Annotated in this window: 5 protein-coding genes and 1 pseudogene; 5 read left to right on the top strand and 1 reads right to left on the bottom strand. The window is 71.2% G+C overall.

The annotated features are described in order from the left end of the window. A pseudogene (locus CCN56_RS09370) lies at positions 1-249 on the bottom strand (bifunctional metallophosphatase/5'-nucleotidase); the annotation flags it as partial. Between the two features lie 152 nt (positions 250-401). On the opposite strand from CCN56_RS09370, the gene mshD reads away from it, so the two are divergent. From mshD to CCN56_RS09345, 5 genes are all read left to right on the top strand, one after another. Continuing rightward, positions 402-1,328 carry a mycothiol synthase gene (gene mshD / locus CCN56_RS09365; RefSeq protein WP_086825421.1) on the top strand — a complete coding sequence of 309 codons (927 nt, stop codon included), beginning with the start codon at positions 402-404 and terminating at the stop codon, positions 1,326-1,328. Positions 1,329-1,417: 89 nt separating this feature from the next. Further along, complete coding sequence (locus CCN56_RS09360) at positions 1,418-1,807, top strand: GntR family transcriptional regulator (protein WP_086825426.1); 390 nt, start codon at positions 1,418-1,420, stop codon at positions 1,805-1,807. Next, positions 1,804-2,658: an ABC transporter ATP-binding protein gene (locus CCN56_RS09355; protein WP_086825419.1), complete on the top strand. Its 855-nt coding sequence runs from the start codon at positions 1,804-1,806 to the stop codon at positions 2,656-2,658. Before CCN56_RS09360 ends, CCN56_RS09355 begins: the two co-directional genes overlap by 4 nt. Continuing rightward, the gene (locus tag CCN56_RS09350; protein WP_086825417.1) at positions 2,655-3,605 is read left to right on the top strand and encodes an ABC transporter permease; all 951 of its coding nucleotides are present in this window, start codon (positions 2,655-2,657) and stop codon (positions 3,603-3,605) included. The genes CCN56_RS09355 and CCN56_RS09350 overlap by 4 nt, the downstream gene beginning before the upstream one ends. Before the next feature lie 223 nt (positions 3,606-3,828). Then, the coding region (locus CCN56_RS09345) for an RNA degradosome polyphosphate kinase (protein WP_086825423.1) at positions 3,829-5,840 on the top strand (2,012 nt) is incomplete at its 3' end.

Here is a 5,840-nt window from a genome sequence, read left to right as displayed (position 1 = left end):
GACCCGAATGACCTGGCCGGAGCTACCGGCCGGCGGCTCCAGGTTGCCGTGGAGGTCGTTGAAGGAGAGCAACTGGACGTCGACCATCCGGCCCCAGCCCTTGCCGTTCGTCCCCTGCCCGACGGCGTACTCGTCCCCGGCCGCACCGGCCGACGGCATCGCGGCGAAGAGCGCCCCCACCGTCGCGAGCCCGGCCCCGGCGGCGAGAAATCGCCGCCCCGTCTTGTTCTTCCTTGGCGTCGCTGCCATCTCTCCCCTAGTCCCCTTGCCCCGATTCGCGGCCTTGATCTACTCCCCCGTTGCGCGTGCAGCCTAGAGTCAACGCGCGTAGCGCAACAGGGGGGAGTGGGTTACAAGACAGTTGCCGATGGCTGACGGGGTGTCGCCGTAGGCTCGTAGCCATGACTTCCGACGCGGCGCCGGCCCTCGAACCGGGACGGCAGATCCACACGTATGACGAGCTCACGCCCGAGCAGACCCAGGACGTACTGGACCTCCTGGAGGCCGCCGACCACGCCGACGGACTGCACGCCGTGTCCGAGCAGGGGCGGCTGTACCTGCGGCACGGCAGGCGCGAGGGCGTGCGCCACTTCCTCCTCACCGTCGGCTCGAACCTCTACGGCTACGCCCAACTGGAGGAGACCGACCCGATCGAGGCCCCGGCCGCCGAGCTGGTCGTCCACCCCTCCCACCGGGGCCGCGGCCACGGCCGGGCGCTCGGCACCGCCCTGCTCGCCGCCTCCGGCAAGCGGCTGCGCGTCTGGGCGCACGGCGGCAAGTCGGCGGCCCGGCACCTCGCCCAGGTCCTCGGCCTGACGCTCTTCCGCGAGCTGCGCCAGCTGCGCCGCCCCCTGGTGCCGCTGGACGTCCCGGAGCCGGTGCTGCCCGAGGGCGTCACCGTCCGCACCTTCACGCCCGGGCAGGACGACGCGGCCTGGCTCGCCGTCAACGCCGCCGCCTTCGCGCACCACCCGGAGCAGGGCTCGCTCACGCAGCGGGACCTGGACGACCGGATGGCCGAGCCGTGGTTCGACCCGAAGGGCTTCTTCCTCGCGGAGGAGGACGGGCGGATGATCGGCTTCCACTGGACGAAGACGCACGCCGAGGAGCAGCTCGGCGAGGTGTACGTGGTCGGCATCCTGCCGGAGGCCCAGGGCGGCGGCCTCGGCAAGGCGCTGACCGCGATCGGCCTGCGGCACCTGGCGGCGCAGGGGCTGCCGACGGCGATGCTGTACGTGGACGCGGACAACACGGCGGCGGTGCGGGTCTACGAGGGGATGGGGTTCACGACGCACGAGGTGGACCTGATGTACCGCACGGAGTCGTAACGCCTGTTGCCCAGGGGGCGGTTGACACCGCCCCCTTCTTTCCACCACCCTTTCACTACTTGATTAGTGAAAGGGTGGTGGAAGGGATCGTGGTCGAGTACCGCATCGACCGGCGCAGCGGCGTCGCCACCTACCTCCAGATCGTCCAGCAGACGAAACAGGCCCTCCGGATGGGCCTCCTGGAACCCGGCGACCGGCTGCCCACCGCACGCGAGGTCGTCGAAGCGACGGCCATCAACCCCAACACGGTCCTCAAGGCCTACCGCGAGCTCGAACGCGAGGGCCTCGTCGAGGCCCGCCGCGGCCTCGGCACCTTCGTCCGCGCCACCCTCGGCACCGGCCCCGCCGACTCGCCGCTGCGCGGCGAACTCACCGACTGGGCCCGCCGGGCGCGCGCCGAGGGATTGGAGCGGGAGGACGTGGCCGCGCTCTTCGCATCCGTACTGCAGGAACACTTCGAGGGGGACGACGACCGATGACGAAGGACACCGCCCTGGAGGCACACCTCCTGGGCAAGCGATACGGAGGAAGGGGGCGCGGCTGGGCCCTGCGGGAGTGTGACTTCTCCCTCCCCACCGGCCGGATCTGCGCCCTCGTCGGCCCCAACGGCGCCGGCAAGTCCACCCTCCTCGCCCTCGCGGCCGGGCTGCTCCGCCCCACCGAGGGCACGATCACGGCCCCGGCCCGCGAGCGCCTCGCCTACGTCGCCCAGGACAAGCCGCTCCACCCCCGGCTCAGCGTCGCCGACACCCTGCGCATGGGCCGCGAGCTCAACCCGGGCCGCTGGGACGACACCGTCGCCCGGCGGATCGTGGACGGCGGCGGCTTCTCCTCCGACACCCTCGTACGCCACCTCTCCGGCGGCCAGCGCACCCGCGTCGCCCTCGCGCTCGCCCTCGGCAAGCGGCCCGAACTGCTGCTCCTGGACGAGCCGATGGCCGACCTCGACCCGCTCGCCCGCCACCAGCTGATGGGCCTGCTCATGGCCGACGCCGCCGAACACGGCACCACCGTCGTCATGTCCTCGCACATCCTCACCGAGCTGGAGGGCGCCTGCGACCACCTCCTCCTGCTCCACGGCGGCAAGGTCCGCCTCGCCGGCCCCGTCGACGAACTCCTCGCCGCCCACACCCTGCTCACCGGCCCGATCGCCGACCTCGCCCCGCACACGGTCGTCGAGTCCCGCACGACGGGCCGTCAGCTCACCGCCCTGGTACGCCATGAGGGCCCGGTCGAAGGCCCCTGGGAGACGACGGAACCCTCCCTGGAGGACCTCCTCCTCGCCCACCTCCGCACCACCGAAGCCGCCACCGAAGGAGCCCCGGCATGAGCACGCTCGCCCTGAAGGGCTCCTACTGGGTGACGGTCCGCCAGTACCGGCGGACGCTGTGGCTGGCGGCCGCGGCGGTGATCGTGGCGCTTGCGGTGATCGGCGGGCTGCGGATCTGGGACGCGCAGACGCCCGACCGGTACTACGAGGACGGCCAGCGGTACATCGCCGACGGCAACCACGGCTACGAGATGCTGCGCGTGGCCACCGAGTACGGCGGCGTGTACCTGCTCTTCCTGCCGTTGCTCGTCGGCGCCTTCGTCGCGGGCCCGCTCGTCGCCCGCGAGTTCGAGTCGGGGACGTACAAGCTCTCCCTCACCCAGTCGGTGAGCCCGGCGACCTGGCTCCGCGCCAAGCTCCTCACCACGACCGCCGTCACCCTGCTGACCACGGTCGCCCTCATGGGCATCTTCCGGATCGGCTGGGTCCGGGTGTCCGGCAGCTGGAACCTCACCTGGGCCGACCGCGGCCCGTACGAGGCGACGGGCATCGTCCTCTTCGCGTACGTCCTCGCCGCCGTCGCCGTCGGCGCTCTCGTCGGCCTGCTGATCCGCCGCACGCTCGTCGCCATGGCGACCACGGGCCTGGTCATGGGCGTGGTGCTGCTGGTCCTGGGCGCGTTCCGCTGGGACTTCCTGCCCGTGAAGACGATCACGGGGCCAATGGACGTGAACAAAGGCCCGCTCCTCGTCCCGGGCAACGGGCTGATGATGGACACGGGTCTGCTCACCCGCGATGGGAGGCGCATCCCGGAGTGGTCCTGCTACGAGGATGGCAAGAGCGCCTCGGAATGCCTCGCCGGGAAGAACGTCACCGGCCAGTACCTCGACTTCCACCCCCAGTCCCACTTCTGGCCCACCCAGCTCATCGAGTCCGGCATCCTCCTCGCTCTCGCCGCCCTCGCGGCCCTCGCCGCCTTCCGCGTCCTGCGCGCCCGGCACCCGTAACCCTCGGCAAAAAGAGAGGGGGCGGAGCCCCGACAAGGGCCCCGCCCCCGATTCCCATACGACATGTCGTCGTTACCGGCCATTCAGAAGCGCTTGCGACGCTCACGCAATGAAGCGCTCCGTGCCCACCCCCGGCAGGGTGGTCCTCCCCAAAGGGAGACTTCCCTCCCCCACGGCCCGCTCCGACGCGCCCGACCACCCCTTCGCGCGGAAGAATGGGGCCATGAAGCAGCAGCCCGCCGAGGTCCCGGTCCAGTCCTCCGCCACGCCGTCCGCCCCGCCGAACGGAAAGTCGTCTGGAAAGCCCGCCGGAAAGCCCTCCGGAAAGCCCGCCGGCACGCCGTCCACCGCGTCGCCCCTCGGTTCCATAGAGGCGCACCGCGCGCACGTGGTGAACGGAATCGTCGTGACCGACATCGACGCCGACCTGGACGCGGATCCCGACACGTACGAGGACGACGGCGCGCTCGGCGACGAGCTGCCGCAGGGTCGTTTCCTCGACCGGGAGCGCAGCTGGCTCGCGTTCAACGAGCGGGTCCTGGAGCTCGCCGAGGACCCGACGACCCCCCTCCTCGAACGGGCGAACTTCCTCGCGATCTTCGCCTCGAACCTCGACGAGTTCTTCATGGTCCGCGTGGCCGGCCTCAAGCGCCGCATCGCCACCGGCGTCGCCACCCGCTCCGCCTCCGGCCTCCAGCCCCGCGAGGTCCTCGACCTGATCTGGACGCGCTCGCGCGAGCTCATGGCCCGGCACGCCGCCTGCTACCAGCAGGACGTGGCCCCGGCCCTCGCCGACGAGGGCATCCACCTGATCCGCTGGCCCGAGCTCACCGAGAAGGAGCAGGCCCGGCTCTTCACCCTGTTCCGGCAGCAGATCTTCCCGGTGCTCACGCCGCTGGCCGTGGACCCGGCGCACCCCTTCCCGTACATCTCGGGTCTCTCCCTCAACCTCGCCGTGGTCGTGCGCAACCCGGTCAGCGGCCACCGCCACTTCGCGCGCGTCAAGGTGCCGCCGCTGCTCTCCCGCTTCCTGGAGGCCTCCCCGCAGCGGTACGTCCCCCTGGAGGACGTGATCGCGGCGCACCTGGAGGAGCTGTTCCCCGGCATGGAGGTGCTCGCGCACCACATGTTCCGCGTGACCAGGAACGAGGACCTGGAGGTCGAGGAGGACGACGCCGAGAACCTGCTCCAGGCCCTGGAGAAGGAGCTCATGCGGCGCCGCTTCGGGCCGCCGGTGCGCCTGGAGGTCGAGGAGTCCATCGACCCGTACGTCCTCGACCTGCTCGTCCGCGAGCTGAAGATCTCCGACGCCGAGGTGTACCCGCTGCCCGGCCCGCTCGACCTCACCGGGCTCTTCGGGATCGCCGGGCAGGACCGGCCGGAGCTGAAGTACCCGAAGTTCGTCGCCGGCACCCACCGGGACCTCGCCGAGGTCGAGTCGGCGTCGGCACCGGACATCTTCGCCGCGCTGCGCGAGCGCGATGTCCTCCTCCACCACCCGTACGACTCCTTCTCCACCTCCGTCCAGGCCTTCCTGGAGCAGGCGGCGGCCGACCCGGACGTCCTCGCGATCAAGCAGACGCTGTACCGGACCTCCGGCGACTCCCCGATAGTGGACGCCCTCATCGACGCAGCCGAGTCCGGCAAGCAGGTCCTCGTCCTCGTCGAGATCAAGGCCCGCTTCGACGAGCAGGCCAACATCAAGTGGGCGCGGAAGCTGGAGGAGGCCGGCTGCCACGTCGTGTACGGCCTGGTGGGCCTCAAGACGCACTGCAAGCTCTCCCTGGTGGTACGCCAGGAGGGCGAGGTCCTGCGCCGCTACTCGCACGTCGGCACCGGCAACTACCACCCGAAGACGGCCCGGCTCTACGAGGACCTGGGCCTGCTCACCGCCGACCCGCAGGTCGGCGCGGACCTGTCCGACCTGTTCAACCGGCTCTCCGGCTACTCCCGCCGCGAGACGTACCGCCGCCTGCTCACCGCCCCGAAGTCGCTGCGGGACGGACTGGTCTCCCGGATCAACAAGGAGATCGCGCACCACAGGGCGGGCCGGCCCGCGTACGTCCGCATCGGGGTCACCGGTCTCTCGGAGAACATCCGGGTCCGCTCGATCCTCGGCCGCTTCCTGGAGCACTCCCGGGTCTTCGCCTTCGGCAACGGCGGCGAACCCGAGGTCTGGCTCGGCAGCGCCGACATGATGCACCGCAACCTGGACCGCCGGATCGAGGCCCTCGT

The organism is Streptomyces sp. NRRL B-24572 (genome assembly GCF_002156145.1).
GTDB classification, from domain to species: Bacteria; Actinomycetota; Actinomycetes; order Streptomycetales; family Streptomycetaceae; genus Streptomyces; species Streptomyces vietnamensis.
Note: the sequence above shows the minus strand (reverse complement) of the source record. Positions and strands in the feature narration are given on the sequence as shown.

What these genes read in the sequence shown, in the direction of transcription:
- mshD (WP_086825421.1), top strand. Translation starts at nt 402, where the DNA reads ATGACTTCCGACGCGGCGCCGGCCCTCGAACCGGGACGGCAGATCCAC.
- CCN56_RS09350 (WP_086825417.1), top strand. Translation starts at nt 2,655, where the DNA reads ATGAGCACGCTCGCCCTGAAGGGCTCCTACTGGGTGACGGTCCGCCAG.
- CCN56_RS09355 (WP_086825419.1), top strand. Translation starts at nt 1,804, where the DNA reads ATGACGAAGGACACCGCCCTGGAGGCACACCTCCTGGGCAAGCGATAC.